Origin of the sequence: Erythrobacter westpacificensis, from assembly GCF_039542285.1 — a bacterium.
Taxonomy (GTDB): domain Bacteria; phylum Pseudomonadota; class Alphaproteobacteria; order Sphingomonadales; family Sphingomonadaceae; genus Alteraurantiacibacter; species Alteraurantiacibacter westpacificensis.
This window is the reverse complement of the sequence record NZ_BAABHV010000011.1, coordinates 1-26,265: the sequence shown is the minus strand read 5'-3', so window position 1 is coordinate 26,265 and position 26,265 is coordinate 1. Positions and strand designations below refer to the sequence as shown.

Here is a 26,265-nt window from a genome sequence, read left to right as displayed (position 1 = left end):
CACTACGACGAAGCCCAAATCCTCCTTAAATCACAACCTCAAATCTGTGCCATAGGTGCTGACGGGGGACACTACCGTGGTTCTGGTCCAAACAGTTCGATCTCAAGCTGCAGACTGCCGGTCTTTCGATCGGACACGATCGAACCGTCGTGCGAGGTGATCCTGCGGAACGCAGTTTCTCGGTCATCTATCTCAAAGGCGGGCGCGTTGTTGCGCTCGACTGCGTCAATGCGATGAAGGACTATGTCCAAGGCCGCAAACTCGTGGAAGCGCGCGCGGTTCTGAGTGCTGAGGATCTCGGCGACACCTCTCGCCAGCTGAAAGAGCTGCTCTAGCTCGCCGATACCTCTCCATTCATTCAGCATAATTGCAATAACCCTTATCTTCGCTCGTATAGAGCTTTGTGTAGTCCGGTTGCGCCAGCGTTGCCCCGGATGCAAGGCGCTGGGGTAATGCCAACTTGGACTGATCAGAACCTACGGGCCCTTTGGTGGCGACCGGTGGTCATGATGCGCCACGACTGATCGACGAGCTTGTTCCAGGCCTCGCAGCAATGGCCGACGATGTTGTCGTGAAAGGTGAAGATGCGGTTGGAGGGCCAGTTGTCGCGCATGAATTGCCAGACGTTCTCGATCGGGTTCAACTCGAGGCACTTGGCCGATAGCGCGACAATGCTGATGTTGGCAGGCTTCTTGAGCTTACCGGTCATGTGCCAACCGGGCCGCGCCCACCCAGACTCCAAGCGCGATCTCGGCAGGTGCAGTGTCACTGTTTCGAGGATGCAAAAGGGTACCCTCCTCGGGACAGATGGCCCCGAAGATATGGGCTGATTTGGTGCGCTGGGCCTTGGGTGCAGATGGCCGCGTGCCGCGCGGCGGCCAACAGTGCGTGATGGTGTTCTTCTGCCCAACGCGCGCGCGGTCCTGAAACCATATTTTTATTGGCGTGCCCTGCGGGAGGGTGGCCCGGATCTCTGCCACTGCCGAGGCAAAGCCCCTGTTGTAAATGCCTCCACGGCGTGTCCGTTCTGCGCATGGGGACGGGGGCGGGCGGTCAGCTTCACATAGCCCAGTTTTCTTCAGTTCGCGCTTGACGGTCGTCGCATCGAGCGACACCGCGAACTCTTTATAGAGCCAATGCGTCAGGTCGATCATCCGCCAGCGCACGGCACCATGGATCGTGGGGATCGGCCCGCGCTCGACCGCCTCGACCAGTGCGCGTCGCTGCGCATCACTGAGGATCGACGGGGCCTTTCCGTCCAGTCGCCGAAGCGCCGGTCCGTCGAAATCATCCCGCAAACCATTCGCTTGACCCATTATCGCGTTCTCCTGATGCAAGTCGCTATTGAATTAAACTTTCGCCATTTCGCGAATCCCCAAGTGAGTCAGATTCAACAAAGGTTGGTATACGTCAGAATTGGCAATGAAGGCACGCCCGAAGGAGACTGCTTCAGCATCGCCATTGGTGATAAGGTGAGCGGGTCCTGTCATACCAAACGCACCGCTGGCCAACGGCGAATCCAGCGTAGGGTGGACGGCTCTTTCAAAGCAAACTGGCTGCGTAGGCCACCAGTTCTTAAACTACTCGATCGATCCTCGCGTTCAGTTTCTGCTATAGCGTGAAATTAGCGAGTGTTTGCATGGCGGCACTGCTAAAAAATATATGTCAGACATTGCGCTAAAGCATACAAGTCTTTCGCAAGAAGTTAGGATAACGCGATGGAAACACAGATGCGGAAATACAAGAGATATGAATACGTCCTCGAAGACAAGGATGACATGCTATATTTGCTGGAGGAGGTGAACAGGATCGCTCGACGGAGATTCGACTCTCTCGTCGCGGAGCTCGACCTTAATCAAACACAATGGCGGATCATCGCGTGCTTGTTGCGGGAACCCACGCTATCACAGAGTGAGATTTCTCGCCTGCTCGAACTTGAATCGGCGACGATAGGACAGGCTGTCTCAGTTTTGGTTGAAAAAGGTTTGATCGAGCGAGAGCGGGCAGCGCACGACCGAAGAGTGTGGAATCTTCACCTCACCGAGCAAGTAAGAACCATCTGGCCGGAACTGCGCAAAGCGGCAGATCGACTTCACGAAATTCTTTGGAAGGGAATGTCGGCGCCTCAAATCCACCTCCTGCATAAGATGCTTCGAAAAGTTGCCGAGAATCAGAAGCAGGCCGACACTTGCGCAGCGAGCCAATGAAGCGTGATCTGGAAAACAGTGTCGGTGAACTGACACGGCTAGCAGAACTCGGTCAGATTTTCGCCCGGCATGGTCTGAAAAATCTCGGAAGCTTGCTTGGTATTATGCCGGTTTCGGAGAAGGAGCCAGATACCGAGGACTTGCGTCCTGCATCGGTGGTGGCGCTGTTGCGCGATGTCGGCCCTGTCGGGATAAAGCTTGGCCAGCTCCTGGCGACCAGAAGCGATCTCTTTACACAACCCTGGATTTCCGCGTTCGGCACTCTCCACGACCAGGTTGAACCGCTGCCGTTCGATAAGATTGAACCGGTGATTGTATCGGCTTGGGGCAGCGACTGGGAACGTGAATTCGCGGCTTTCGAGAGAAACCCGATCGCCTCAGCCTCTATCGCGCAGACTTATGTCGCAACCCTGCTGGACGGAAGCGAGACTATCGTGAAAATCCGCCGACCCGGCATGGCGTCCAGGATCGAGGCGGACATGAGGCTGTTGACACGGCTCGCTGGCCTCGCCGAGCGTCGGTCAAGCGACATTGCCCGCTATCGACCCGTGGAATTCCTTCAGACATTCGCCAAGAATTTAGCGCGGGAGATGGACCTGGCGGCAGAAGCACGTGCCTGTGAAAGGATTGGCGGTTATCTGGAGATGCTTGGGGTGAAGACGCCCGCGATCCACTGGGAACTCACAGGCTTGACGATCAATGTGCAAGAAGCCCTGGGCGGAAAACCCGCGTCGCGGCACCCGGCAACTGATCCGGCAGGGAATGCCCAGTTCGCGAAGCGCTATGCCGATGCAGTGCTACGGATGATCCTTCTCAATGGAGAGTTTCATGGCGACCCGCATCCCGGCAATGTTTTCTGGATGGAAGGGAACCAGGTAGGCTTTATCGATTTCGGCTCAGTGGGCTTTCTCAGCGGCGCGCGGCGTCAGGAAATCGTCCGACTGATTTTCGCTATCGCGAACGAACAGATAGACAAGGTGGCCGATGTGCTGCTCGACTGGGCAGGCAATCCGCTCGTGGAACGCGCGCAATTGGTGATGGACCTGGATGAGTTGATCGCGGAATTTCGCGGCACAGCTCTTGCGGGGATAGAATTCGCGGCAATTTTCGATCAAGTTTTCGGATTGTTGCGCGATTATCGCCTCGTATTGCCGCCCGACCTCGCTATTTTGCTGCGTACCTTGCTTACCGCAGAGGGCTTCGTTCGCTCTTTGGCGCCGGACTACAATATCGCCGAAGAAACGAAGCCGATCGTGATGCAATTGTTTGCCGAGCGATTTTCGATCGGAGCTGCGCGGAATCATTTGGCTAAGGTCCGCAGTGGCCTGCTTGATTTCTCGGCATCGCTACCCGAGCTAATCGAGAACGTTGCCTCGGTCGCTCGATCGGGTACGATTCAGGTGTCCATCGACCCAGCCAGTCTGAACCATCTGACGCGGGAAGGGCACCGCAGCACCCCCGTCAAGGGTCCCGTGGTCGCCGCGTTGATCGTTTCTGCCGCATTGCTGGCCGACCAATCGTTGTTACTGGCAGGAATTGTTGTGGCTTTCGCGGTATTCGCTCTTGTTCGAAAATGGAACTGAACGAGTCTTCTGCGGAGAACGATTCGATGACGGCCGGTCAGCATCTGATTCAGACAGAACAGGGCAGAGTAAGTTTGACCGAACGGAAACCGGTTAAGTCAGGGCCTGCCGGCACCTTGCTGCGGGTGCGTGACAGGCCAGAGTATCGGGTTCTAGGCCGGGGTTGACAAAGTGGATTGCAAATCGGACTGAGTTATTAACCAAGACTGCTTGTTGTTAAGCAGTCATGGGTCGCGGTAATTTGTGTTCCGCGGAATACGAACTGATCGGGCCACTGCTGCCGCTCAAACGAGCACTTAAACGAGGTCGCTGGGCACAACCATCAGGAGATATTGGCTATACCTGATTGCCATACTTCACGTGTGCGGGTCGGCTGCTCCCAGCGCAACATACACGATCAAAACAGCAAGTGCAACTCGGTCTACGTGCGCTCCTCGCGCTGGGCCAAGGGGGCGGCAGGGATACACTACCGCAATCGCTGGTCGACCTTGGTCGAGTATTTGAAAGAACATCTTAAAAGATACCAATTGATCTCGTGGTAAGGCGCGATTTTCAAGATCCTCTGGGTCCCATCGGCCTCCCCCCTACCATCGCAGTATGCCACCCTTTACTCAAAAGATTCTTAGGTGAAGGGGGCGCAGGGAGGGACCGAGGCTTGCGATAAGAAGTCGATCTGTTCATTTCTGTTCACGACTAGGCCGCATCGACATTAAGCTGTCCGTTGTCTGAACATTAGTCACAACTCGCGGCGTAGGATTGCGAGTGCGGATTTCGTCTGATGGTTATTTTTTGCGGCGAGCTTGCGGTGTTGCAAGCGCCAATATTCGAGTGTCTCTCGCTCGATCCTTTCGCGTCGTTTGGTGATGGCAGTTGACTTACCGAAGTAGGCATCGGCGGGTGTCAGGTTGTCGAGGCTCTCGTGGTAGCGTTGGTGGTTGTAATGCTTGACGAAGGCCTCGATCTGGTGTTCCAGATCGCCGGGCAGGAAGTAATTTTCGAGGAGCAGGCGGTTCTTCAGGGTCTGGTGCCAGCGCTCGATCTTGCCTTGGGTCGGGGGATGGAAGGGTGCGCCGCGCACGTGGTCCATTTGCTTGCCGTTTAGATAGTCGGCCAGTTCTCCGGCGATGTAGCTGGGGCTGTTATCGCTGAGCAGGCGCGGCCTGTGCAGGACATTAGCGTGGTCGCAGCCTGAAGCTGTCAGAGCCATGTCGAGCGTGTCAGTGACGTCCTCGGCTCGCATTGTGGTGCAGAGCTTCCAGGCAATGATGTAGCGCGAGAAGTCGTCGAATACGGTGGACAGGTACATCCAGCCCCATCCGATGATCTTGAAGTGGGTAAAATCAGTCTGCCACATCTCGTTGGGGCGCGTGGTCTGCGTGTGGAACGCTTGGGCGGCCTTGATCACCGAATAGGCCGGGCTGGTGATCAGATCGCGGGCCTTCAGGAGCCGATAGACCGTGGCTTCCGACACGAAGTAGCGCCGCTCTTTGATGAAGCGCACCGCCAGCTCGCGCGGAGATAGTTCGGTCTGCTTCAGCGCTATCTCGAAGATCTGGTCCTGGATATCGTCTCCGATGCGGTTCCATGCCCGGCTTGGCGCTGAAGGGCGGTCCTGGAGCGCCTCCGGCCCGCCTTCGAGGTAACGCTAATACCAGTGATAGAAAGTCTGCCGAGCGATGCCGAGTTGGTCCAGCATGCGTTTGGCGGGCAGACGCGCCTGCTCGACGATCCGGATGATCTCGAGCTTCTCGGATGCGGAATATTTCATTCGTCTTCTTCCCCATCCGCAGTCATGCGGGACTGTCAGCAATTCCGTGTGTAGGCGGGCATAATGGGTGAAGGGAGTCCCACTATGTTCCAACGCAAAGAACCTGCGATACCGAATGAGCTTCTTGACCAGTTATTGGCAGGCGGTGCCGCCAGCGCCGCTTTCGAACTAGGCGGCTTGCTGGATTCTCTGAAGAAGGCGCTGACCGAGCGCGCCTTGAATGCGGAGACGGTTCATCGTCTGACCAGCGATGAAGAGGCCGGGAACACGCGCAATGGCTATGGCCGCAAGAGCGTAATCACAGATGCCGGCAAGCTGGAGATCATGTTTCCGCGAGACCATCAGCCGAGCTTCGAGCTGTAACTGATCATGAAGTACCAGCGCCGTTTCCCTGGCTTCGATGACAAGATCATTTCGGTGTATGCGCGTGGCATGAGCACCCGGGAGATCACCAGCATCTGTACGATCTATATGGCATTGACGTGTCGCCGGACCTGATCAGCACCGTGACCGACGCCGTGCTCGACGAAGTCGCCAGCTGGCACCAGCGGCCGCTCGATCCGGTTTACCCGCTCGTCTTCTTCGATGCGATCCGGGTCAAGATCCGCGATGAAGGCATGGTCCGCAAAAAGGCCATCCACATCTCCCCGGGTGTCCGCGCCGATGGCGCCAACGAGGTGCTCGACCACGCTACCTGGCGTAGGACCGATCGTCGCGACCTCCTTGGTGGCCGCGATTGACGATGGCCGACACTTCAAATCAAGCCGGAGCCCTCTCTGCCTGGATAGGTCTGGTGCCGCGACAATACACGACCGGCGACAAACCAAGGCTTGGCGGCATCGGAAGCAGGGCCAACCATTATCTCAGACGGCAACTTATTCACGGGGCTCGATGGACATTGCTAAGGATCAGCAAGCACGAAGACCCGCGATCAAAATGGGCGCAGGACCTGCTATCTCGAGCTGGGCACGACAAGACGCTCGTCGCCATGGCGAACAAGACGGCTCGCATGGCATGGGCGATATTGCGCAGCGGAGAGAGCTACAAGATCGCGTGACCATGGCTCAGCGCTGAGCGGGATCACGAATGGCTTCAAATGCGAGGTCAAGACTTGATGGTGTAACGGCACGGTCCGTCGCTTCACAGCCTGTGAGGAACGATGGCCTTCGAGGGCGCTCATCTTAGAAGGCACTGAACCGCGCGGATTCCCATCATGGCCAGAAGCAAATTTGCTTCGATCGATAGGCCGGATAGATTCACGCATCCAATGCCGCAGCACGATCAAAAATCCACCTTGCGCGGGAGGCGTCCATAGATTCGTTCCTTCCCCACTACGAGGAAGCCCAAATCCTTCCTTTAATCACAACCTCAAGACAGTGCCATTGATGCTGACGGACACAGGGAGTCCGGCCACTGCGAAGGCCAGATTCTACAGATCCTTACGCTCGCCCTCGGCCATCGGAAGGCTGGACACCTCCACGGCAGCCCTTCAGTTCACGGATGGCCCACCTGCACACAAGATCAGTGCCGAAAGCATTTGCGTGCAATCGAATATGCCGACCATTCAGTGGGGTCGGCCCACAAGTCAGAGGGGAGATCGCTCGAGAATTAGAAGAACCATTACTATCACGCCCAGTTGCAATCTTAGAAATTGTCCATACCTATGCGCATGGTTATGTCCAGACAAGGGAGACTGAATTGGAGACCATGAAAGCTTGGATCGTCAGGAAATATGGCAAACCAAAGGAAATGATCTTGAACCAAACTGCCATACCAAAACTCGAGGTAGGGCAAGAGGATCGAGCGGATACGCTAGTCAAAATTGAAGCGGCAGGTCTAAATTTCGCCGACGAAATCGCTATTGCAGGAAACTATCAAGATCGGATCGAACCTCCTTTTATCCCGGGCAACGAGCTAGCGGGAACCGTCGTTGAGACTATCAAAGGCTCAAAGTTTTCTCCGGGTGACAGGGTGGCAGGCCAGATCCGCAATGGCGCCTTTGCACAATACTGTGCCGTCCCTTCCGATCGTTTGATGGCAATAGGAGATCTGCCAGCCCCAATTGCGGCCGCTCTTCCGGTTTCCTACACCACCGCCCACATCGCCCTTTTCGTGAAAGGCAATCTCAAAAGGGGAGATACAATTTTAATCCATGCGGCGGCAGGCGGATTGGGCTTTGCTGCCACTCAACTTGCAAAGACCGTGGGAGCCCGCATCATTGCTACGGCAGGGGACGAAGATAAGCGGAGAGTAGCGAAAGAGAATGGAGCGGATCATGTGATCGATTACCGTCAGAGTGATTGGCCTGAGCAAGTCAGAGCCTTTGCTCCAGATGGGGTCGATATAATCCTGGATCCGGTTGGCGGAGAAACCTCGGAACAAAGCTTGCGCCTTTTGGCATGGGAGGGCAGGCTGTTGGTATGCGGCTTTGCAGGTGGCAAGATTCAGGCTCTCAAGGCGAACTACATGCTGGTTAAATCCGCCAGTGTGCACGGTGTATACTGGAGCTTCGACCGCGCGCCGGAAGCGATCCGCACCATACAGCAGAAACTTGTCGAGCAATGCTCCCGAGGTGAAATTCGCCCCTTGATCCGGGATTTGTATCCAATGGAAGATCTCGTGGCAGCTATGGAATCGCTGCGCTCACGGCGAACAGTAGGCAAAGTGATAATTGCCACGTCAGGCCCGCACCAAAGGCAAGGATGAACTTGGCGTCAATTATCTGAAGCACAATGCGATCGCCGGTCGCCGATTCCTTTTAGTCCGTCTTTGTCGCCCATCTGGACCAATCGGTCCAGTGGCACCTGGTCGGAGAGACTGTGCAGGTCATGGGGTTGGCAGGCCGCGTTATCGTGCGGCATGCCGGCGGAGTAGTCGCCGACCTCCTGGTTCGCGAAGGGTACCGTCAGCCGGTCGCTGACAAAGCCCACTTAACAGGGTCGGTCGGCGCTTGTCCCATCCGCGAACTACCGCCCCCGCCCGTGTAAACGTCGGCTTTGTTGCGGCCGCTCGGAGATTATGAAGCGGTTGTTGGGGGGAGGCTGGAGATGGCGCCGATCGATCATGACGCGGTTTTAGCGATGCTCGACCGGCTCAAGCTTACTGCGATCCGCGACCAGCTTAATACGCTACTGGACGAAGCCGCCCGCTCGGAAATGACCTTGCGCGAGTCTCTGACCTTCTTCGTCTAGCACGAGATTGCCTCGCTTGACGAGCAGCGCATCACCGTGGCCAGCAAAATCGCACAGTTCCCATTCGTGCATGAGCTCGACGGCTTCGAGTTTGATGCCTAAGCTTCGTCGGATCCCGGCCAGATACGGGCACTGGCGACCTGCCGGTGGATCACGCATGGCGACACGACGCTGCTGCTGTGCCCGCCGGGAACCGGCAAAGCATACCTCGCGGTCGCATTGGACCCGGGAAGCCAGTCGGCAGAACTACTCGGCCCAGTTCGTTACCGCAGCAACTTGGTGGCGATGCTGGTCAAGGCGCATGACGAGGGCCTGTTTGACGAGCAAATGACCTAGTTCAACCACCCTAAGTTGCAGGTCGTCGACTAATTGGGCTATCTGCCGTTCGAGGCCACGCCGCCCATCTGTTCTTCCACCTGTCTCACGGCGCTACGAAAAAGGCTCGATCCTGATCACTTCAAACTGATTGGTGGGCGAATGGGCTGCGTCTTCGGCGATCCTGTCGCTGCCTCGGCAATGCTCGACAGACTGGTGCACCGTTCCACAGTCATTACCATCCGCAGTGACAGCTATTGGCTTCGCTCAGAACCAGCAACGCAACTGCTCCACGAAAGGGGGGCAGTTCTTCACTTCGTCCACGGGGTCAAATCCTTAGTTCGTTTGACACCTCCTGCATCACTGTCTTCTCATCCATCATCGTAACGTCTGTGCTTTGCCCATGAAGAGTAATTAAGGACTTCAGCCCCAGCGAATGCGGGAGTTTTCAACGGAATACGGGCTCTTAGCGGGCATCGATCTTGGCTAGTTTCCCGGAAGTAAAGATGCTTTCTCGAGTCCCTAAGAAGGCATCAAACCAGTACATTAAGCGCCATTTGCGGGCCTTTTGAGGGCTTTTTGGCCAGAGCGAATTTACTAAGTCTCTGAAACTAAGAGGGAAAAAAGAACGAATTTGATGCCTCTTCTGGCACCATTTCATCGTACACCAACGATTTGTGATGCTGTCCCTAGCGGGCATCGCCTTATAGCTGGGGCGTTTGCGGCTGGAGGCGATGTTGGATTCAACAACTCGTTGGATAGGACGATCGCAAAATCAATGAATTAGACCTATTCAATTTCCAAGTTGATTGGACAGAATGTCACAACTGGCTGGATAGAGTTTCCGAGAATTCACAGAAGCGTGGACATTCCATCAGCAAACTCGGAGAATCAGGACAATTATTCATCTGGTCAGACCGCCACCGATTTTGGAGATAAGTGGTATACTGACGAGTCCTAGCGGGAAGTTTGCCCTGAAGATCAAGACGGTGGAATGCGGGATGCCAAGACCTGGATATACGACAATCGTAGTGGAAGTTTACGACTCCGGCCCAACCAGTGGGAAGCATGGGACGCGCCACATAAGGCCTGCAAAAGACCAGGTCTTTCCTCAATCACTTGACGTCGAATGTGATTCTGCGTTGGCGGATAATCACCCTGTTGGAACGAAATTTCGCATGGATGTAAAACTGAAATATCGTGAGGGAGCTGGCGAGCATCTTTACTCCTATTGGGGGTGGCCCGTTCAGAAGCTTGACGCCTAATGCAACTTGGTCGGGTCGATGTGATGCACAAGCCCGAGACTCTGAAAGGTGAGAAAAGCCTAGCTGAGCATTGCTATAGATATAGGGGTATCTCATCTCGCTCGGAAAACGGCGCACGGTTCAGGAATAGCGCGAACAGTTGTCTCCGCGAGCCCCTTGCCTTGGAACGGCCTTGACCGCCGTCGCATTTCCTTAGATCCCACCTTACGGCTGAAATTGAGGGTCAGATGAGTGATTGGGGTGACGGTGGACTGGGTGCTGACGGATTGCGCTCTTTTGAACGACCAAGCGAAAGTCGAACCGTTTTCTTCACGGCGTTGGTCTCTTTCTCCGAGAATGGACGGCGTTATCCGGTAAATTGCCCCGAGGAATTCCAACCAGGTGACGCAGTCCTAGTGCGAATGGATAGCTTAGGCGGCGAATTAAAGACCGCGATCGTGGTCGAAAACACTAAGTCAGGTAGTCCCTGCAAAAATGGGGTGGTCTGCAGCGCTTCTGAGGCTGATTGGTACGGCGATGGACCTGGAGGGGTAAGGACCGCACGAGACTTGGAATCGTTCCTCATTAAACATCGCTGGTGGAGATTTCGGACTACGGCTTCAGCGCATGCCAAGAAGCACGCCTTAGAATACGCGCACTACATGAGAGAAGTTGAATACAGCCGCACCTGGCCAGTGGTCTTTATAAAGTCAGGTTTTTGGGACCGCAGCGGGGGAGTTGCTCAGAAAGAACAAATATATCTTGGCAACCTGGCCAATGCTAAGGATCAACTAGTTGGGCAGTCCTACGGATATGTGACTCTCCCTATGCTATCAGATTCTATTGAACAGCAGGCGAATTTGTCTAACGCAGTCAGGTTCGAGAGTGAAAATTCTGTGCTCGGCCGAACTGAGGATCCTAGAAAATTCGTTCTCAATCGTTACCGCGTGCGGAAAATTTCAAATCGTCGCTATTCGAGTATCTGGGAGGCAGCCGCATGGCGCGCAGAAGGGAGCACCCTGTGCTACGAAGAGTGGTGAAAAGCGAACCTCGTGCTCATTCAATTCCGACGCCTTGTGTCTAGGTACCCATTGAATCCTGCGGCAATCCCGTGATGAGAATTCGGTAGTGCTCTTTCGATGACTCTCGCCGAAATCTATAGGAACACCGTGACAAGCACCGCATGGGCCTTCAGAAGCGCGGCCGCGCAAGTCGGTTTCTACCTCTGAAGTCGCAATTGAATGAGAAAGCGTTATTTTCCAGGAAGTTTGCTTCATGAAACGTCTGGTGGGATGAATTATGGCCTGGACAATTCCTCTTCGCCACGACGCTTTTCCAGCCCCTTATAATTATCAATTGCCGCCCACTTTCACGGTGGATGAGCTTGATCTCTTATGGGCCGCACTGACGGTAGGTCGACCAAATCGTCAATCAGTATACGCTAACGGTCCATATTCTCTGGATGAAGCCCTGTTCCGGCAAGCAATGGTGCGAGCAAATCTTCGACTTGATCATTCCGGCCAGAACTTGGCACACTCGCCAGCCTTCGTGGCGTTAGACCCTACTGAAAAGGGTTGGGTCAATTTCAGTCTCGGTATGATCTTCGCCAAGATCTTTGCGGCCAAATTTCTCGATGTACCGTGGCTTATGCACTTCAAATGGTATGCTCAAAACTACCCCGTTGGAATGCCCTCAAGTGGTTCGACACCGGATTTTGTCGGTCAGAACCCAAAAACCGCTGAATATCACGTGCTGGAGGCCAAGGGGCGAGTGGGAGGCTATTCTGCCAAAGTAGTTCGAGATGCCAAGTTGCAGGCGCAGCAGCCCATAACGATTTCCGGCGTCTCCCCCACAACTCGTATTGGTACGCTGCTCTATCGCCAGAAAAAAACAGATTTGGCGTTGGCTTGCGAAGACCCGGATGAAGATGATCGGCCTACCATTGCCTTGACTGAAACACTTGAGACTTGGCGAGAATATTATCGACTAGCATGGGCATTGCATAACCTAGATGACACTCAACGAACTGCCTTAAAGTCCCTGACCGGGCTCACGATCAGGCTGGTGCTGCCCGTCGCCGATCTCGTCGGAGAGCTAATGTCAATCGACCGCGCCGGAGAATGGCATCCAACTGTCGACGAAATCAAAAGTTGGTCAGCCTCTCATGACGAAATCATCCTGAGGATGATGGTGGACGACCCAGTTGGAAGGCGCATATTCGCCGATGGTCTGGAAATAAGATATTCACCGCCTGACCGGAAGCCTATTAGCCTAGAGTGATGAATGTTGGCGTACGATAGGCGTATTCGCTTTACCAGCGCGCAGGCGGCGGGTTAGTCAGGATGGGTTTTGTCGATAGCTGCAACGACATCAACCAGTTGAGCGCGCAGACTGGAAAGGCCGACTGCAACCACTAGGTCACGTCGGTCTGCGAGTTCGAGGACAACCGCCAAAACTTGGTCAGAATGCCGCAACAATACCACGAGGTTGTCGGCACTTGGGCTGTTCTTTCCATCGAACCAATTGCGCACTGCTCGCTCGTTGGAGTTTGTCAGCCTGGCAACAGTTTTGACCGACGAGGCGACCGCTCCAAATTCCTTTTTCAACGCTAACGCTAGCACTTCGCCGAGTGACGACGAGGACATTTCCGGAAATGTTTTTCCCGATTTTGACTGAACATTTCGGTCTTTTTTGGTGAACGACATACCGCGAGTCTCTCAATAGATGATCAAAGGAGTCGAAGGGTGTCATTCCGATCTGAAAAGGAATCACTACGCAAATGGATGCAGGTGGAAGGAATGCCGGGCAGGAGAACCACGGACCGTTGATCAGGGCCGCACAATACGTGCGCATGTCCACCGAACATCAGAAATACTCGACTGAAAATCAGGCTGAGATCATTGCGCAATATGCTGGAAGACGCGGGTTCGAGATCGTCAAGACGTATGAAGATTCCGGCAAGAGCGGGCTGAAGTTGGAAGGGCGTCTTGCTCTGCAGCAACTTATCGAAGATGTGAGGGATGGGCGAGCGGATTTCGATGCTGTGCTCGTTTATGATGTGAGCCGGTGGGGACGCTTCCAGGACGCCGACGAGAGCGCTTACTACGAGTTTATCTGCCGCGAAGGCGGGATCACCGTTCATTACTGTGCTGAGCAATTCGAGAACGACGGAAGCCTGAGCGCGACAATCATAAAGAGCATGAAGCGGGCCATGGCAGGCGAATACAGCAGAGAGCTGTCGGCCAAAGTATTTACCGGCCAATGCCGCCTGATCCGGCTGGGCTTCAGGCAGGGTGGCCCGGCTGGATACGGCCTGCGGCGCGTGCTTGTAGATGAATACGGAAAGGTAAAAGCGGAACTCGCCCGAGGTGAACAGAAGAGCCTCCAGACCGATCGGGTCATCCTTCAACCGGGCCCGCCTGAGGAAGTGGAAACGGTTCGCAGGCTCTATCGTATGTTCGTCGTGCAGCAACGCAGCGAGCGCGAGATTGCCGATCTCCTGAATGCCGAGGGTCTAAGAACCGACCTTGGCCGGGAATGGACACGCGGGACCGTGCACCAGATCCTGACCAATGAGAAATACATTGGCAACAACGTCTACAACCGCATCTCCTTCAAGTTGAAAGCAAAGCGCGTCGCGAATCCCCCCGATATATGGGTCAGACAAAATGGTGTCTTCGAGCCGATCGTCGAACGCGACTTTTTTGACGCTGCTCAGCGCATAATCGGAGAACGCTCGCGCCGTTTCACAGATGAGGAACTTCTAGAACGCCTTTCCGGCCTGCTCGCTGACAAGGGCTGGCTATCAGGTGTCGTCATTGACGAAGTTGAGGATATGCCTTCGAGCTCGACGTTCCGGCATCGCTTCGGAAGCCTGGCCCGCGCATATGAACTCGTGGGATACACGCCTGCCCGGGACTATAGCTACATCGAGATCAACCGGGCGCTCCGCGCAATGTACCCGGGCATTGTCGCTTCTGTTATCAATGATATCGAGGGGCAGGGAGGCGAAATCGAGCGTGATCCTGTGTCGGATTTACTCCGGATCAACGAAGAGTTCACGGTCGCCCTTGTAATCGCCCGCTGCCATGTGACACCTTCTGGCGGGATGCGTTGGCAAGTTCGTTTCGACAGCGGCCTGCGTCCCGACCTGACCATCGCTGTCAGGATGAACGACGATAACCAGAAGATTCGCGACTATTACCTGCTCCCCTGGCTGGACCTGGACCGAACCCCGAAACTGCGGCTTGCACCTGACAACGGCATCATGCTTGATGCCTTCAGATATGACAGCCTGGATGCTCTTATTGAACTTACGCGTCGCACGCCGTTGAGGAAGGTCGCATGAGCGACGCGAGTACAGAGATCCGGCAGGTGCCGATCGATCTCATTACGATCCTCAACCCGCGGGTCCGAAACAAGCGCGTGTTCCAGGAACTGGTCGACTCCATCGCAGAGCTCGGCCTTAAGAAGCCAATCACGGTTAGCCAGCGGCCAGGCAGGAATCGCTATGACCTCGTCTGCGGACAGGGCAGGCTTGAAGCTTTCATTGCTCTCGGGATGTCCGAGATCCCTGCCATGGTTATCGAAGCGACCGAAGAAGACTGCTTCGTCATGAGCCTTGTCGAGAACTTGGCCCGGCGCCAGCATAGTCCGTTGGAATTGGTTCACGGCATTGGTGAACTGTCCCAACGCGGATACTCACACGCCGAAATCGCCGACAAGATCGGCTTCTCTTTCGACTATGTCTATGCCATCTGCACGCTGCTCGATAATGGCGAGGAAAAGCTCATCAATGCGGTAGAGCGCGGCACCATTCCGCATTCCATCGCCATGGAGATTGCCAAAGCCAAGGAAGGCGAAGTCCAGAAGGCGCTGGCCGAAGCCTACGAGGAAAACAAGCTACCAGGCAATCAGGTTCTGGCGATCCGCAAAATCATCGAACAACGCAGGGTCAGCGGCAAACAGGTTCACCGAAATTCCGGCAGGGAAGTGCGCCCACGACGCGTCAGTTCCGAGAGTCTGATCCGCTCATATCAACGCGAAACAGAACGCCAGAAGCTCCTTATCAAGAGAGCATCGCTCGCGCGCAGTAGGCTGCTCTTTGTTTCCAACGCACTGCGGCGACTGCTGGCTGACGAGCACTTTGTGACCTTGATGCGAGCGGAGGGTATCAACTCGCTGCCAGAAGCGTTGGCAGAACGCGTTGGTTCTGGAGCAGTGCAATGACAAAGCCGGTCAGGATCGCGTTCGAACCTGAAGTGGTGACACTTCCCGTAGACGTGCTCTTGCCGACCAAAGCTCTACCAAAAGCAGTTCCGCAGAGCGTCAAATACAGCCGGATCGCGGCATCGATCGCTGAAGTGGGAATAATCGAACCCCTGTCAGTCGCGCGTCAAAAGGGCGGCGTATACTTATTGCTCGATGGGCATGTCCGGCTTTCAGCGCTTCGCGAGCAAGGTACTGTCGAAGCGCCTTGTATCATTGCCCACGACGACGAATCCTTCACATACAACAAGCGGGTCAATCGGCTGGCAGTGATCCAGGAGCACTACATGATCGTGCGCGCGCTTGATCGTGGTGTGTCGGAAGAGAAGCTCGCCCGAGCACTCAATGTCGATATCAAGGTGATCCGAAACAAGAGGCATCTGCTCAGAGGCATAAGCCAAGATGTCGCCGAGCTCCTCAAGGATAAGCAGGTGGGCCATGTCGCTTTCCAGAAGCTGCGAAAGATGAAGCCGATCCGACAACTTGAGGTCGCCGAGCTGATGGTCTCGGCCAACAATTTTACATCCTCATATGCGAAGGCCTTGCTGGCTACGACGAAGCCCGAAGATCTTCATAATCCGGACGAACAGCGCAAGGCGACCGGACTTTCGACCGAGCAGATGGAACGCCTCGAAAGGGAAATGGCCGAGCTCAGCGCTGACTACAAGGAGCTGGAGATGTCCTACGGCGATGACATGCTTGTGCTTGTTGTCGCCTCGGGTTTTCTGGAGCGGCTTTTGGGGAAACCGGAGATTGAGCGATTCCTGCAAACGCGACATCCTGAGTTCTTGGTAAACTTCAAATCAATCGTTCAGGCGACTTCGCTCGACCAGCCATCAGCGACAGGTTGATGGGTCGTATGTGTGGGGACCGGGACCCATAAGCGCCGGGACCGTCGGAGAAGCCGCCGCGCGGGGCGGATCGAGGGCGGGGACGGGAAGGGCGGCGAACCCGCAAGAAGCCCGTTAGGCCAGTCGACATAGGACTGGCTGCAAGCCTGGAAAGGCATATTAAGATGAAAAGGCAGTGCGGGGCGCGCTGGCAAGTTGACTGGCGCGCCCCAAGTACATGGTGAACACCCACCGCTTCTGCTCGATGATGGACAATCAGTCAGCCGGATCGTGCCAGCGAAAGGAATATTCTCACCGGCTTGATTTGTGGGGCGAGAACCCCTTGTCGTCGTTACCGCCGAACAAATTTTCGGTTTCGAGAAGACGGTCCAGCGCCATGCCGCTGGCTGCCTCCTCGGCCTCGGCCAGCTTTTCTTTCAGCCAAATCTGAAATGCTGATGTGCGCTGCGATTGAGGTTGATCGGTATCTTCGCTGATGTCAGCTACCAAGCGACGCAACCTGTCGCGCTGCTCCCTGATTGCCAAAATCTTTTCCAATGTGGCGGAACGCCGATCCTCGATGTAGGCACGACGCTTGTGCTCAATACGGCGGCGATGATTATCTTCGGAGCGTTTTTCAGCTTCCTCATCGCGGCGCTCATCTTCGATTTTCGCTGCTGTCAGCCCCGCCAAGACGCCGGCGATTTCGTTCGCCATCTCTTCCAGGCGCTGGTTCCGACCATCGTTAAACGTACGACGTGCCGAAGGATTATGGCAAATAAGCAGATCGAACTCGAAAGACACAATGCCCGATGGAGAATAATCATACTTGGGCAACCGAGGGTAGACGCCGGAACTAGGGGCTGGACCTAACCCAGCCTTGCCCCAGCGTTGTTCGAGCGTTCTTTGCGCCTCAGCCTGCTTTGCCCGCTCTTTCGCCGTTGGCTCGTGCTTTGCCCGCTTGGTCTTTTCAACCACCCGAAAGGGCACGACGACGTTGCCATCGGTAAAAGCCACACGCCGTTCGACTTTCGTCAAATCAAAACCTTGGATTTCGGCAGCGGAGACGATTCTGTTAAGGGCTAACTCGATCCGATCGATAGAGGCGGGTGCGATCGCAATATCGATCAAGCCGGATTGCGTGAGGCGCACCAGTCCCCGATCATCTGGCCTAGCCTTTCGCAACTTCGCCATCGACCGAGTCACGACTGGGTGTTCTTTCGCGTCCTTCTCAGCATTAAATTTCGATGCGCGGGAAGTCGCTTCATCGCGGATCGTAGCAATTGTCTCAGGCTCGGTGCGGAGGGCGCTCCCCGAAATACAGACCATATCGGAAACGCCTTTCTTGAGCGCCGGCAATGGGGGACGCTCCACCATCTTTCCCGTCGCAATCTTCGCCCTGGAGCTTGTGGCCGGCTTTGGGATGTCGTGCTTCCGGCACAACTTATGCAGTGCCACATCGGACACTCCGAACTCTTTCGCGAGACGCGTCAACGGCTTCGACCAGATGAGGTCGTAGAATTCCGAACGGGTAAATTTTTGGGCCATGTTGTCTTTAGTCACAGCAAGCGATGCAGTTCGTGAGCACGCGTCACGCACCTGACTACAAAGCAGTCACGCGAATGTTGATGATCAGGTTCGACGTAGACATCATCGATAATCGCGAACCCGCCACGGCGATCGGTCTGAATTGTTGCGCCCGGCCAGATATCTTCAACACGTTCAGTGACCTCATACGCCCGTTGCAGGCGACGGTGCTCATGCCGCTTCCTAAAGTTGCAGATCAACTGGTGGCGTTTCGGTTCTTCGGGTGAAGCCTTAATCTTGAAAGACCATTTGCCATTGCTACCGCGAACAACGAGAGCCGGATCGCTCACGCGGCGTACAGTCGCAGCAATGAACTCCATATCCAGTGCATCACCGATGTCTTGGGCGAGGAGGGCCAAGGGACCGTTCTTATCGTCGATTGGCAATTTAAGACCGACCCGACGCTGCACCTCTGAACGGCTTACAAACCTTGCCTTGTGCCCCTCCGCCTCGTTGACAGGCCGTACGCCCGCTTTTCGTAAATGCTTGAGCGCGGTGGTTGGGGGGCAGCCAAGGAGAGGGGCATATTCAGTGGCCTTTGCATAGGAGCGCTCAAACAATTCGAGAGATCCTTCGCAGATGCGAACATGCCCAGAGCCGTCATCGAACGTCTGCAAAAGGGATTGGCCGATTAGAAGTTTAAGTCCTCCAAGATCTGTGCCCAGACGAGATGCCACTCGGGTGAGTGACATCGGGTCTTTGCGCTGTGCTTTCGGGCGACTGCGTTGACGGAAAAGCTTGGCGACTGTGACACCGCAAAAGAACGGCAGGTCCGCATCATATGCGACAACGCTGACGGTCTTCCCCTTGACCAACTGGGAGTGTGCCTCAGCAAGCGACAAATTCGAGTTGGCCGCATACTCCATTAATGGCACGGCCTCGACAGCGGCGCGTGAACACATAGGTTCGAGAGCATTGTCGATCACCTCCTGGATCGATTCCTTCGTAAAGTGTCGATTACCCGAGCAGCAGAAGGCGACCGGGAGTGCCTTTCTCCGGACTAGATCATTTATGTCCTCAACCGAGCAGCCAAGCATCGTAGCGGCCTCCTCCGCAGAGGGGGTCGCTCCGATATGGTCTTCCACCGCACAGATGTGCTTCTGGTGAATTCTGTGAGTGCGTGTGCGAATGCATTGCTCTGTTCTTATGGAAAGAGCTTTGAGTACCCTCTTCAGGTGATGCGGGCGCAAGCCAAGGGTACGTGCGGCACTTTTAAGCGTACACATACCATCTTCTCCGTCGAACCTCGCGAGCTTGCCGTAAGGTGCGGCAGCTCCGCTCCGAACCCGCGCTAGGCCAAAGCTCTCCCTAACTAACTCCCGGAGGTTTGTGGACGATATCGTGCCGAGAATTGAAGGGGCTTGGTTTACCAAGGAGGCATATCGATCGTCATCGAATTCGGGGCCTATCCAATCAGCGTTGGCAAGGTAGACAGTTACTTCTTCCATTCCTGCGAAGAGCGCAGGAAAGCCCGATTGGGCCAACGTGCAGCGTGCAGCGTGGCTCGGGGGGAACTGCTGATTGGCGTGGCAAAGTCTCCCTACCGAAGTTGCTGCTTGAATGATGTCACCCAGCGATTCACCCATAAAGTGCGCTGGCAAATCGCAATGAGGATTTAATAGCATTTTGAGGATGAAATGGTCGAGCTGAGATGACGAACACGGGCGGGCATGTTCTCGTGTTAGCCTGATCCCACTACGAGTGACTCCGATTTCTGGATTTCGCCAATCGATTGGATCGTGGGTTAGCCCATCAATCAGCTCAACGTCATGAATAGGACATGCTTTCATTGGGACGAGATCGAGCCAGACACGAATATAGCGCTCTTCATCCAGGCATGACGGGCACACCCGTTGTGTGGATTTGTTGAAGAACCTTGAAGGAATGTCTTGGCCGCAAATTTCGAAGGCTTCGCCAAGGTGTTTAGGCGTGTGCAACTCAAGTATCTGAATATCTTGAAGGGGAAGCCCCCTCGCGATCTCAAGTTGCTCATCGAAATCCCAATCGAGACCATTCAATCCTAGGCTAGATAGAAAGCTCTCCAAACTGATGGCATAATTCGCCTCTGCTGCCCGCTGCATCCATCCATATACCGGCTCTAATGGAAAGACTTCCTCTGGCCAATTTGACATTGGCAAGGTTACGGGGTCGCGTGGCGGGAGGGACCGCGCATCGCTCATGAAATTGACCCGCGGAAGGGATTGCGGGTCTCCCCAGGCCGCTTGCGCTCGTCGTACGCGTCGGCAAAGTGGCGAAGCTCAACCTTTTCCGAGCCATCCCGGATGGCGTATTCGCCAGCGGCGATCATGTAGACCTTCAGGGTGCCAATACAGCCCTTTGTCGCTTTGAAAAGGCGGTACGAGAATCCTGGATCAGCAAAGCCCGACATCTCGAACGGCATTTCCTCGTCAAACTTTTGGCAGAGCACGCGGAAATGCTTTTGGTCCGTAGGGTCGCTCCAATCGTATGGCTCCAACCACTTGTAAGGGAGACCGCCGCGGCCGATCAGCTGGGAATCTTCGGCGATAATGAAATAGGTTTCCGGAAGGCCGATGCACAGAATGCTGAACTGATTGAGGTTCAACATCTTGCGCAGCAGCTTGCGCGAAAAGCTCAGAATCCTTTTGTTCTTCTCTGGGAAGAGTTCTTGGGCCTCGTCGAAAATGACGAACTCGACTTCGGAACGCTGGAGCTCACGCATGAGCGCCTGGATCAGGTTTGAATTCGTAACTCGCAGCGAGACGTTCATACCCAAGGCGGCAGCGACGCTGTCGAGGATCGCGCGCGGTCCGCCTTCGATCGGGCAATCCACAAGAATGACGCTGCGCTTGATGCCATCCGCGCCAACCTTGGGCTGACATTCGGCGAATACCTTCGAAGCGGCGTAGGTCTTCCCGGTACGGCTCGGTCCGATAAGTGCGCAGATGTTACCACGCGAGTGGTTTCCCCCTTCGATGGGCATATAGAAGCGCCGGATGGAAGTCGTGGCTGCTTCATGATTTGCGTGGCCCACGAAGATGCTCCCCATCTTCATTTGGCGCTTTGGGAAGCTGCTATCAGGCATCGTCTCCGCTCCCGGACCGGGTCTTTGCAGCCAATTCCAGAATCGCTGCCATATCGTCGTATTCTTCGGACCGAGGGGGGTAAGGTTCGACCTGCTCGATATCGCCAACCGGATCCAAAGCTGATTCCTTTCCGGTCCCAGGCACCAGCAATGGCGCCTCAACGACCGTAGTGAGGGGCATGAGATCGCCACCGGCGCGAAGATCTGTTGCTGGATCGATCTCGCTGTCGAACTGCTTCGCGCGATTCTTACAGAGCAGGCGAACAAGGCTCCGTTCGATCTGCTTGCGGCGGCCAGACTTGAGCTTTCCCTTGCCCGCCTCAATCAGCTCGGCACGCGCCTTCCACAGAGCGACTGGGTCGCTGCGCTGCTCCTCACGGATCGATTCATGAGCACGGCAAAGCGCATGCTCATGCTTCGAAAGATCTGTTGCATACTTCCGCCAACGCTCAACTACGGGTAGCTCAAGAACCTCGCTTACATGGTGGTTATACAAGTAGATCTTGGAAAGATCGAAGGGATCCCGCCGCACCAGATACTGGGCTGTTTTGGTCGAACTGGATTTCAATTCGTGGTTGGGGTGGGCGATGATCCGGTCAAGCTCGGGCGACCAATAAGAGATGTGATCCCAGACCACACCGGACTTCTGTACGGTGCGCATTTCCCGTTCGCCCGACAACGCGAGAAAGAGTTCGGTGTCAGGCAAACTGGCAAAATCGAGCTCGTTGAGCTTATCGCGCCAAGCATCGATCGGAGACCTTCCCACTCCCGGTGCATTACCGAGCATTCGATTTGGACGCCTGTTGTAGACGGTCACAATCCACTTGGTGATGAGGTCGCGGCATTCGCTTAAGGTTAGGGTGGGGAAATCTATATTTTCGTAGTCCCGGCGTTGCACCGAGTTGGACAGGGTCGTTCCAGGCAGCAAATGTGCCATCCTGGAGACTTCACGCATAATCCGCTCCACAAGCCCCTTTTCCCAAGGCATGCGCGGCGAATTACGTTCGATTTGGAAGCCGAGGTTCGCGGCCGCCGACAGGAGTTGGTCGTTTACGAACTCGCGGCCGTTGTCGACGATGAGTTTTTCAATTCGCCCGAAGCACGGCCACTCGCAGTCATGCAATCCGTCGATATGGCTAATGCTCTTCGGATACATTGCGTTGCGGAGTCCATCGAGGACAGCAGCATAGCTCGGCACTTCAAAAGAGAGCGAAAAACCAAGAAGGATCTTCGTGGCTCGATCGACAAGCAGGATAAGATGAGGACGGCCGAGCAGAGCGCCGCTTTCTGCCACGAGGATGACATCAAGAGGTGTAAAATCGACTTCGACTTCAGCGTAGGGGCGGTCCGGCAAGGCACGAGTCTGAAAAGTCCGGCCATGCTTGCGGGCATAGTGTTTGCCGATGCGCCCAGCTCGGCACACATAGGGCGACAACTTGTTAATCTCCCGATGGAACGTCGACAGGCTGGGCGGTGTGAGGCGCCCCATCCTCAGGTGCTTCTTTGGAGCGGTCGCACAGTAGGCTTTGCCTTCGGCGCTGTTATTGAATTCGTGAACGTATTTCACCGCTTCGACATAGGCATCCTTAGCGGTAAGCCCTTCCAGATAACGATCAATGGCCCTGCCTAGGGCTTCCTGTTTGGGAGCTGGCAGCCGTGATCCCCGCTTTCCCTTCAAATCGTGACGATCGGCGTAAGCCGCGAGCCCCATCTCCGCGTAGTGCGCGTCATGCAGCTTCATCCAATTAATGATGGTGCCCGGTGATGGTGGCGACTCCTCTCCGATTTCCTCAGACCGTTCACGGATCCGCTTGAAAAGCCAGGACTTGTTCGCGCGATAATCGCCGCGGCGCTTGAAATATTCCACCCAAGCGTGCTTCCGCTCCGCTTTTGTCAGCGCAGTCTTTTCGAGGGCGTCAAAAGCAATAGGTGATAGAGCAGCATGTAATGTTCGCCGTGAGTGACTCCTAAACTTGGCTTGGGCCCGCAAGATCGTGATTTCTAGGTCATCCTTGATGACCAGTTCACCGGTTTCAATCTTGACGAAGATCCATTTCTTGTCCTGACGACTTTGCGCGACGCACTCCTCGCCTTCGATCCATACATAGTCGTGCGTCTTCAGGCGCACCTTCGGATAGAGGTTTTCGCTAGGAGGACATTCGATTGCGGGTAACGCCGTCATTCGGCCATCTCCGTGAGGCGAATTTCGGTCTCCAGGCTGTACCTAGACGTATTATCGAGATGAATGAGACCCTCGAGTGCCAGCCTCATTGTGGCGCCAAAAGTGTCACTCGCATCAACATTGAAATTGGTGGACATAACATCGCAAAGTTCGCCAATCCGAGAAGCGCGACGCAGTTCCCCCAGCTTTTCGAACACCGTGATATCAAGAGTGGGATCGAGGGGAGCGAACCTGTGCCTATACATCGTCTGCGCATTAGACAGACGAGGTTCTGCGCAAAGTTCATGCTCGGTCCAGACAATGAGCTCGACATCGTGGTCTGACCGATAGGCCCGGCGAATATGGGGTTCACGGCTGGTCCACTTCGGATCGTTGGCAAAGCGAGCAGCCTTCGCATCGATAGCCAGCAGCCGATCGTCGGTCGTCAACGCGATAAAATCCGGCGTGTACTCACGCTTGTCCTGACCCCCGCAATCATTCGGCATCCAGTAACGAAGGGGCGGCGGCTGACAGACGTAACTCCTGATGCGGGTGTCTACTGACAAGATTAGGTGTGCCTTCGCCTCGAGCGAACTTTCGAATGGAGCAAATGTGTTGAGGCACTTCGAGCACTTGGGGAAAATGCCGTCGCGAGCGACCCAGCACTTTCCAGGCTTCCATGAGCGGGTCGGTACTGCGTCTTGGTAGAGTCCGAGCTCTTCGGCCTTCGTACGAGGCCGAGCCGGCTTGCTGCGACCAGATTGGCGCGTGGCGCGCTTTCCAGAAGTGACGGTGTAGGCGCCCGAATTCGGTCCCCTGTTTTCGATTGCGGGTTCAGACTCGTTCATGCTGCTTTCCTTTCCTACGGGCGGTTTCATATCAGTGAGCTGGAAAGTGAGCTAGATTCGGATATCCGTCAACCTTGTTGGCAAGAAACGCCGGCGATGGCTCAGAATGGGACACCTTGCCCGACAAGTGATTCTGACCGTATCGGCAACCAATAGCGCATGCAGACGTCAGAAAATAGGCAAAAAAGTCCGCGAACCTATGTGAGTGGGTATTTTAGGTTGCGAGAGACCGACACAGAAAATTGCCCTTACCGACATTTAACGTGTCATTGACACGTATAAATTCGGCAGGTACGAGTGGTGAGAATGCTAAGAAGGGCTATGACTTTTCATCTTCCTTCGATGTCGCCCGGGAGATTCACGACTTCCGAAGTTGCCATGATCGCCGGCATGACCCAGGATCTTGTCCGCCTTTGGCGAAGCAGGGGGCATATCGAGGTGAAGGGGAAGCGTGGAGCCGTCTATCCAGCCATCGAGGTCGCAGAGATCATGATAAGATACGATCTGTCACGGAACGGCTTGGCTCCTAAGGAGAGCAAGGATCTTGGAAGAAGGTGTGCAATAAAAATTATGCAGCACGTCATGCTCAATCACCCCGTCGCCTGCGAGGTGAGCGGACCGGAAGCGGCTGTCAGTTGGCTTAGAGAACTGCACCAGAGCTCTGACAGGCTCACAGACTTTCTTTTTGGCAGCGAGGTCGGTGAGGAGCTGCTGGTGAAAGTCGATGACGAAGAGGAGTTTTCGTGGCGGCCCTCTACCGCGCCTGATCTCGAGCACCCAAATTATCGCACCGCGCTAGTGTTTAATCTTGAAGGGTATGCGGCTCGCCTGGTGGAATTGGCAGGCAAGCCGATCATGCATTTCAATTTTGAGGTGGAGGAGGGGGAGGATGTGATCCATTCAACCCTAGCGATCGATTGATGGCTCGCTTTCACATCTTCCTGGTGGGTTCATCGCACGGCGTCGACGTCGAGCTTGCGGCTCGTGATCTGAGCGAATTGAGGGAAGATCTGCTCCACGATCGCTATTTACAGGGGCATATGGAGCAGCCTGACGAGAAGGGGGTCTGCGCGGGTGTATTGATCCCCGCATCTCGCCTGCAGATGGTGCTCGAACTCTAGGCGGCGCTTAAAACGCAGGTTCGCGTGTCTTTGCCGTGAAGAGGGCCCCGTTGCACACAGCACGAACACGCTGGGCCAGATCATGTGCGTCAATTGTGAAGATCGGCGTGCGCCGGTCTTGCGCCGACCAAATCTGATCATTCGTCAAACACTTCACATCCGACTGCGAATAGAACAGCAAGCGGCGGGTCGCGGTGTTCCGGCAGCAGCGAAGGAGTGGGGCGATGTGGGCGCGAACGGCGTCTGATTGACCGTAGAACCGATTGAAGAAAGTTTGGCGATCCGCGTCAGGACCATTCCACGACCAGTTATCGATTTCCTCGCCAAGATGCAGGAGCGCTTCATTCCTCAGTCCCGGCAAATAAGCCGACATCGAGCGAGGCTCGGCGCCGGCATCGCGGGAAATAGAGAGCACGAGCATATTGATGGCGTTGCCGATCGGAACGCTAAGTGACTGGTTCGGCAGCACGCATAGGCCGCTCAGGTTCGCGAGAATTTCGACATCCCGCGAGTGCTTGGTGCACAGGCGTTCGCATTCAGAAAGGCTCAGATGGCGATGCTGAGCACAATACTCAGTTGGCATAGGATTTCTCCGTCTGGTTTTTGGAAAGCGGAGCAAGTGCATCTGAGGCACAATTAACTCCGATGCTGCAATATATGCTAAAACGGTTAGTATGTCAAGAAAAAGATTCCAAAAAGGTACATTTTCCCGATGCGGCGGGTTGCAAAATTCAGTCAGAGTTGAACTTGCGCCATGGGTGGAGAAAGTCTTCCGAGTGCGAAAGACAGGGGCCTTTGCGCGAGATGAGGTGAAGCTTTGGGTGACGGAATTGCCAATGTAGCCGACTTCGTAGGGGGGAAGCCGCATGTGGCTCACAGTTCGATGAAGCGAATTGCGGATCTGCGGAATGCGCAGCTACGAGAAAATTTAGCTGAGGTCGTTGCTCGCACTGCCGGAATAGGAGAACGATCGGATCGACTTTTAAAACTTCGGCGGCATAACAATCTGTCCCCCGTCAGCACCTATGGCACAGATTTGAGGTTGTGATTTAAGGAGGATTTGGGCTTCGTCGTAGTG

At 55.2% G+C, this 26,265-nt stretch carries 21 protein-coding genes and 6 pseudogenes; 17 read left to right on the top strand and 10 right to left on the bottom strand.

What is annotated here, in order from left to right:
- Positions 1–74: 74 nt before the first annotated feature.
- Positions 75–335 (top strand): annotated as a pseudogene (locus ABFX23_RS10745) (oxidoreductase C-terminal domain-containing protein); the annotation flags it as partial.
- Positions 336–469: 134 nt separating this feature from the next.
- Here ABFX23_RS10745 and ABFX23_RS10740 read toward each other — a convergent pair.
- Both ABFX23_RS10740 and ABFX23_RS10735 read right to left on the bottom strand, forming a co-directional pair.
- Positions 470–709, bottom strand: a complete 240-nt coding sequence (locus ABFX23_RS10740; protein ID WP_119586694.1) for a hypothetical protein — start codon at positions 707–709, stop codon at positions 470–472.
- Positions 699–1,316 (bottom strand): hypothetical protein, encoded by a 618-nt coding sequence (locus ABFX23_RS10735; protein ID WP_199698830.1) that lies wholly within the window; start codon positions 1,314–1,316, stop codon positions 699–701. The genes ABFX23_RS10740 and ABFX23_RS10735 overlap by 11 nt, the downstream gene beginning before the upstream one ends.
- 402 nt (positions 1,317–1,718) lie before the next feature.
- Here ABFX23_RS10735 and ABFX23_RS10730 point away from each other — a divergent pair, with 402 nt between their 5' ends.
- Positions 1,719–2,207 carry a MarR family winged helix-turn-helix transcriptional regulator gene (locus ABFX23_RS10730; RefSeq protein WP_233548502.1) on the top strand — a complete coding sequence of 163 codons (489 nt, stop codon included), beginning with the start codon at positions 1,719–1,721 and terminating at the stop codon, positions 2,205–2,207.
- On the top strand, positions 2,204–3,790 hold the full coding sequence (locus ABFX23_RS10725; RefSeq protein WP_119588187.1) for an ABC1 kinase family protein: 1,587 nt from the start codon (positions 2,204–2,206) through the stop codon (positions 3,788–3,790). Before ABFX23_RS10730 ends, ABFX23_RS10725 begins: the two co-directional genes overlap by 4 nt.
- 736 nt (positions 3,791–4,526) lie before the next feature.
- Here ABFX23_RS10725 and ABFX23_RS10720 read toward each other — a convergent pair.
- Positions 4,527–5,600, bottom strand: a pseudogene (locus ABFX23_RS10720) (IS3 family transposase); the annotation flags it as partial.
- Positions 5,601–5,642: 42 nt separating this feature from the next.
- On the opposite strand from ABFX23_RS10720, the pseudogene ABFX23_RS10715 reads away from it, so the two are divergent.
- The 9 genes and pseudogenes from ABFX23_RS10715 to ABFX23_RS10685 all read left to right on the top strand — a co-directional run.
- Positions 5,643–6,241: pseudogene (locus tag ABFX23_RS10715) on the top strand (transposase); the annotation flags it as partial.
- A 4-nt stretch (positions 6,242–6,245) separates the two neighbouring features.
- Positions 6,246–6,615, top strand: a pseudogene (locus ABFX23_RS10710) (transposase); the annotation flags it as partial.
- A gap of 443 nt (positions 6,616–7,058) precedes the next feature.
- A complete protein-coding gene (locus ABFX23_RS10705) occupies positions 7,059–8,264 on the top strand; it encodes an NADPH:quinone oxidoreductase family protein (protein WP_119588188.1) in 1,206 nt (401 codons plus the stop codon).
- Positions 8,233–8,545 (top strand): annotated as a pseudogene (locus ABFX23_RS10700) (hypothetical protein); the annotation flags it as partial. The gene ABFX23_RS10705 and the pseudogene ABFX23_RS10700, both read left to right, overlap by 32 nt.
- Before the next feature lie 60 nt (positions 8,546–8,605).
- Complete coding sequence (locus ABFX23_RS10695) at positions 8,606–8,749, top strand: hypothetical protein (RefSeq protein WP_199698831.1); 144 nt, start codon at positions 8,606–8,608, stop codon at positions 8,747–8,749.
- Between the two features lie 120 nt (positions 8,750–8,869).
- Positions 8,870–9,085, top strand: a pseudogene (locus tag ABFX23_RS17775) (ATP-binding protein); the annotation flags it as partial.
- Between the two features lie 141 nt (positions 9,086–9,226).
- Positions 9,227–9,451: an ATP-binding protein gene (locus ABFX23_RS17770; RefSeq protein WP_407641608.1), complete on the top strand. Its 225-nt coding sequence runs from the start codon at positions 9,227–9,229 to the stop codon at positions 9,449–9,451.
- A gap of 1,519 nt (positions 9,452–10,970) precedes the next feature.
- Positions 10,971–11,348, top strand: coding sequence for a hypothetical protein (locus ABFX23_RS10690; protein WP_346033063.1), 378 nt, complete (start codon positions 10,971–10,973; stop codon positions 11,346–11,348).
- A 259-nt stretch (positions 11,349–11,607) separates the two neighbouring features.
- Positions 11,608–12,588: a hypothetical protein gene (locus ABFX23_RS10685; protein ID WP_346033062.1), complete on the top strand. Its 981-nt coding sequence runs from the start codon at positions 11,608–11,610 to the stop codon at positions 12,586–12,588.
- Positions 12,589–12,641: 53 nt separating this feature from the next.
- Here ABFX23_RS10685 and ABFX23_RS10680 read toward each other — a convergent pair whose 3' ends face one another.
- A complete protein-coding gene (locus tag ABFX23_RS10680; protein WP_346033061.1) occupies positions 12,642–13,013 on the bottom strand; it encodes a hypothetical protein in 372 nt (123 codons plus the stop codon).
- A gap of 74 nt (positions 13,014–13,087) precedes the next feature.
- Between ABFX23_RS10680 and ABFX23_RS10675 the strand changes: the two genes are divergently transcribed.
- Genes ABFX23_RS10675 through ABFX23_RS10665 form a run of 3 tightly spaced genes read left to right on the top strand, consistent with a single transcriptional unit; the run spans position 13,088 to position 16,427 of the window.
- Positions 13,088–14,656 (top strand): recombinase family protein, encoded by a 1,569-nt coding sequence (locus ABFX23_RS10675; protein WP_346033060.1) that lies wholly within the window; start codon positions 13,088–13,090, stop codon positions 14,654–14,656.
- Positions 14,653–15,537 carry a plasmid partitioning protein RepB C-terminal domain-containing protein gene (locus ABFX23_RS10670; protein ID WP_346033059.1) on the top strand — a complete coding sequence of 295 codons (885 nt, stop codon included), beginning with the start codon at positions 14,653–14,655 and terminating at the stop codon, positions 15,535–15,537. Before ABFX23_RS10675 ends, ABFX23_RS10670 begins: the two co-directional genes overlap by 4 nt.
- Positions 15,534–16,427 carry a plasmid partitioning protein RepB C-terminal domain-containing protein gene (locus tag ABFX23_RS10665; protein WP_346033058.1) on the top strand — a complete coding sequence of 298 codons (894 nt, stop codon included), beginning with the start codon at positions 15,534–15,536 and terminating at the stop codon, positions 16,425–16,427. Before ABFX23_RS10670 ends, ABFX23_RS10665 begins: the two co-directional genes overlap by 4 nt.
- Before the next feature lie 291 nt (positions 16,428–16,718).
- Here ABFX23_RS10665 and ABFX23_RS10660 read toward each other — a convergent pair whose 3' ends face one another.
- The 5 genes from ABFX23_RS10660 to ABFX23_RS10640 are packed head-to-tail and all read right to left on the bottom strand — an operon-like array spanning position 16,719 to position 24,066.
- On the bottom strand, positions 16,719–17,954 hold the full coding sequence (locus ABFX23_RS10660) for a hypothetical protein (protein ID WP_346033057.1): 1,236 nt from the start codon (positions 17,952–17,954) through the stop codon (positions 16,719–16,721).
- Between the two features lie 11 nt (positions 17,955–17,965).
- Positions 17,966–20,173, bottom strand: coding sequence for a TniQ family protein (locus tag ABFX23_RS10655; protein ID WP_346033056.1), 2,208 nt, complete (start codon positions 20,171–20,173; stop codon positions 17,966–17,968).
- On the bottom strand, positions 20,170–21,057 hold the full coding sequence (locus ABFX23_RS10650; protein ID WP_346033055.1) for a TniB family NTP-binding protein: 888 nt from the start codon (positions 21,055–21,057) through the stop codon (positions 20,170–20,172). Before ABFX23_RS10650 ends, ABFX23_RS10655 begins: the two co-directional genes overlap by 4 nt.
- Positions 21,050–23,239: a Mu transposase C-terminal domain-containing protein gene (locus ABFX23_RS10645; RefSeq protein ID WP_346033054.1), complete on the bottom strand. Its 2,190-nt coding sequence runs from the start codon at positions 23,237–23,239 to the stop codon at positions 21,050–21,052. The genes ABFX23_RS10650 and ABFX23_RS10645 overlap by 8 nt, the downstream gene beginning before the upstream one ends.
- Complete coding sequence (locus tag ABFX23_RS10640) at positions 23,236–24,066, bottom strand: hypothetical protein (RefSeq protein WP_346033053.1); 831 nt, start codon at positions 24,064–24,066, stop codon at positions 23,236–23,238. Before ABFX23_RS10640 ends, ABFX23_RS10645 begins: the two co-directional genes overlap by 4 nt.
- A 390-nt stretch (positions 24,067–24,456) precedes the next feature.
- Between ABFX23_RS10640 and ABFX23_RS10635 the strand changes: the two genes are divergently transcribed.
- Both ABFX23_RS10635 and ABFX23_RS10630 read left to right on the top strand, forming a co-directional pair.
- A complete protein-coding gene (locus ABFX23_RS10635) occupies positions 24,457–24,987 on the top strand; it encodes a hypothetical protein (RefSeq protein ID WP_346033052.1) in 531 nt (176 codons plus the stop codon).
- A complete protein-coding gene (locus ABFX23_RS10630) occupies positions 24,987–25,187 on the top strand; it encodes a hypothetical protein (RefSeq protein WP_346033051.1) in 201 nt (66 codons plus the stop codon). Before ABFX23_RS10635 ends, ABFX23_RS10630 begins: the two co-directional genes overlap by 1 nt.
- A gap of 7 nt (positions 25,188–25,194) precedes the next feature.
- On the opposite strand, the gene ABFX23_RS10625 is transcribed toward ABFX23_RS10630, so the two are convergent.
- Positions 25,195–25,770, bottom strand: a complete 576-nt coding sequence (locus ABFX23_RS10625; RefSeq protein WP_346033050.1) for a hypothetical protein — start codon at positions 25,768–25,770, stop codon at positions 25,195–25,197.
- Between the last annotated feature and the right edge of the window lie 495 nt (positions 25,771–26,265).